Annotated in this window: 3 protein-coding genes; all 3 read left to right on the top strand. The window is 66.7% G+C overall.

From position 1 onward, the window contains the following. Positions 1–447: 447 nt before the first annotated feature. Positions 448–1,284, top strand: coding sequence for a DUF3450 domain-containing protein (locus AC3AYF_RS16010; protein ID WP_487779994.1), 837 nt, complete (start codon positions 448–450; stop codon positions 1,282–1,284). Next, on the top strand, positions 1,281–2,702 hold the full coding sequence (locus AC3AYF_RS16005; protein WP_295040612.1) for a MotA/TolQ/ExbB proton channel family protein: 1,422 nt from the start codon (positions 1,281–1,283) through the stop codon (positions 2,700–2,702). Before AC3AYF_RS16010 ends, AC3AYF_RS16005 begins: the two co-directional genes overlap by 4 nt. Next, the coding region (locus AC3AYF_RS16000) for a MotA/TolQ/ExbB proton channel family protein (RefSeq protein ID WP_487779993.1) at positions 2,686–3,168 on the top strand (483 nt) is incomplete at its 3' end. The genes AC3AYF_RS16005 and AC3AYF_RS16000, both read left to right, overlap by 17 nt.

The following is a 3,168-nucleotide window of genomic DNA, read 5'->3' as shown; positions in this document are numbered from 1 at the left end:
ACGCTCTAGTCAACCGGGACTTGCCAGCTGCCGCGCGCGCTTCCGCTCTGCCTGGTCGGTGACCTGTTCGAGATCCTGCCCGAGCTGGAGCAGAAGCTGTAGGAAATCGGGATTTTCCAGGTGGCGCTCTCGCAGGTTTCCGGCCTGGTGGGCGACCTGTTCGAGCTGGAACAGAAGCTGTAGTCCCGTCGCCGTGGAACCGCGGTGGTGAAGAAGCCGATGCCCGATGGCATCGGCTTTTTCGTGTCTGGGGATCGGGCGCCGTGTTCAGGAAGCCTTGCCTCAGCGCCAGTGAAGGGCGTCGCTGAGAGGGTGGCGGCGTGCATGCGGATTGATAATTGTTCTTGTTTGTATTAGCGTGTCGCGTCGAATTCAACGTCGTCATCCCGCCGACCCGGCGGCGCTCTTCACCGCCTCGTCGTTAAGGCTCATCCGCAAGGAGATAGCGTGGTGCTTCATTTCCCGCGAAGAACGAGTGGGTATGTATCGGCCCTTTGCCTCGCAGCCATCGGCGTGAGCGCGCCCAGCACGATACTTGCCCAGGATTCGCTCAGTCAGGCCAGTATCCAGGCGCAGCAGACCCAGGCCGAGCTCCAGCAGCGCATCGACGCGGCCGATGACGCCACGCGCGAGGCGCTGGAGCGCTTGCGGCAGGCCGGCCAGCAGGCCGATCGGTTGGAGAGCTACAACGCCGAACTGGCGCCAATCGTCGACAACCAGGCCAAGCGGATCGCTTCTGAAAAGCAGGCGCTCACGCAGATTTCCGTGACTCGCGAGGCGCTGCCGGGAGAGATGCGCCAGATGGTCGAACAACTACGGGAGATGATCGAAGCGGATATGCCATTCCTTCGCGACGAGCGACTGGCGCGCGTCGACGATCTGGAGCAGATGCTTTCCCGCGATGACGCCTCCCAGGCCGACAAGCTGCAGCGTCTCTTTTCCGCCTGGCGCGCCGAGCTGGCCTATGGGCGCGAGATGGATCAATGGAGCGGGCCGCTCGAGGGCGCACAGTCCGATGCCGCCAGTCAGGGTAGCCAGATGGCGAGGGAAGTCGATTACTTGCGCGTCGGCCGCACCGGCTGGTACTACGTCACCCCGGACGATCGCGCCGGCGGTGTCTGGAGCGTCGCCGACGGCGAGTGGGAGGCGCTGAACGGCGATCAGATCGGCGAAGTTCGCCGTGGTATTCGCATCGCTCAGGACCAGAGCGCGCCGGCCTTGTTGCATCTGCCGGCGTCGCTGGTGGTCGGCGCGGGGCGGTCAGCGACGGAGGGTCGGTCATGAGCCGTCATTCATGGTGGTTGGCGCTGCCCATCGCGGCGATCACGCTGTTGCCCGGCAGCGTCAGTGCGCAATCCAGCGCCACGCCAGGCGATGATGCGACGAGTGGCACGGCGGCGTCGATGCAGCAGGTACTCGACAGGTTCCGTGCCGACAGCCAAGCCGCCGAGCAGCGCGACAACCAGCGGCTGGAAGCGCTGCTGGACGACCGTCAGGCGTTGCAACAGGCAGTGACCGATGCCGAGCAGCGGCTGCAGCAGGCGCAGGCCCGACGCGACGAGCTGGAAGCGCGCCGGTCCGACCAGCAGCAGCAGTTGGCCGATCTACACCAGCAGCGCATGCAGGAGGCCGGCGATATCGGCGATGTCTCCGGCATCGTCAAGCAACAGGCCAGCGAGCTTCGCGACGCCCTCGCCGAGAGCTGGCTGACCGTTGGCGGCGATGCGGCGTTACCGCCGCGTCTCGACGATCGTGGGCTCGTCGATCTGCAGACTTTCGAACGGGTACGCCAGGACCTGGCGGGGCTGATCGCGGAGAGCGGGCGCGGGGTGCGTTTCCAGGCACCTGTGGCGGGCCAGGATGGCGACGTGAGCCAGCGTGAAGTCGTGCGTCTGGGCGATACCGTCGCCTTCAGCGATGGCGATCTGCTGCAGCGCATGGGCGACGACGGGCGCCTCGCCGTATTCGCGGCGACGCCGGGCGACGCCCGGCAGGCGTTGCGGGCGTTCCAGCAGGGCGAGGGCAACCAGATCGTGATCGACCCCACCGACGGTGACGTGCTCGAGGCGCTATCTCAGCAGCCCACGCTGTGGCAGCGCTTCCAGCAGGGTGGCTACGTGGGCTACGTGATCGTGGCGCTGGGACTCGTCGGGCTGCTGGTGGCGCTGGTCCAGTACGCCTATCTGCTTCGGGTCAGCGCGAAAATGCGCCGCCAGATGCAGAGCCCGGAGACGCTGCATGACGACAACCCGTTGGGCCGGGTGCTGGGGCGCTTCGCCGCGTTGGGCCGCGATCACGCCCCGGAAGCGCTGGAAGCTCGTCTCGACGAGGCCATGCTGGCGGAGCAGCCACGCCTGGAGCGGGGCCAACCGATCGTCAAGCTGATCGCGGCGGTGGCCCCGCTGCTGGGGCTGCTGGGCACGGTCACCGGCATGATCGTCACCTTCCAGTCGATCACCGTGTTCGGGACCGGCGATCCGCAACTGATGGCGGGCGGCATCAGCCAGGCACTGGTGACGACCGTGCTGGGTCTGATCACCGCCGTTCCCCTGCTGTTCGTCAATACGGCGCTGAACAGCCGCAGCCGCCGCCTGATCGGCCTGCTGGAAGGCCGCGCCAGCGCCGTGCTCGCCGAGCATCTCGAAGCCGAAACCGCTGCCGTTGCCCACGCCGAGGAGCGCCGTCATGGTGCTCACGCTTGAGCCGATCCGCTGGCTGATCGGCGCCGGCGGTGAGGTGCTGGTGGTGATCATGCTGGTGGCCATGGCGCTGTTCGCGATGTCGCTGGAACGGCTGTTCTATTGGCGGTTCACCCACCGCCGTGCCCGGCGGGTGCTGATCGAAGCCTGGATTCGGCGTCGCGATCACTCGAGCTGGAGCGCGTTGACACTGCGCGAGGTGTGGACCCGCGAACTGATTGCCCGGCTGCGTCTACCGGTGCCGTGGCTCAAGCTGCTCATCGCGATCTGCCCCTTGCTTGGGTTGCTGGGGACGGTGACCGGGATGATTCAGGTATTCGACAGCCTGGCACTGACCGAGAGCAGTCAGGCCCGGGCGATGGCCGACGGCGTTGCCCAGGCCACGTTGCCGACGCTGTGCGGAATGGCGGTCGCCGTGGTCGGGCTGCTGTTCGTCACCCGCCTGGAACAGATCATTCGGCGCGAGGAC

The organism is Salinicola sp., from assembly GCF_982684285.1.
Note: the sequence above shows the minus strand (reverse complement) of the source record. Positions and strands in the feature narration are given on the sequence as shown.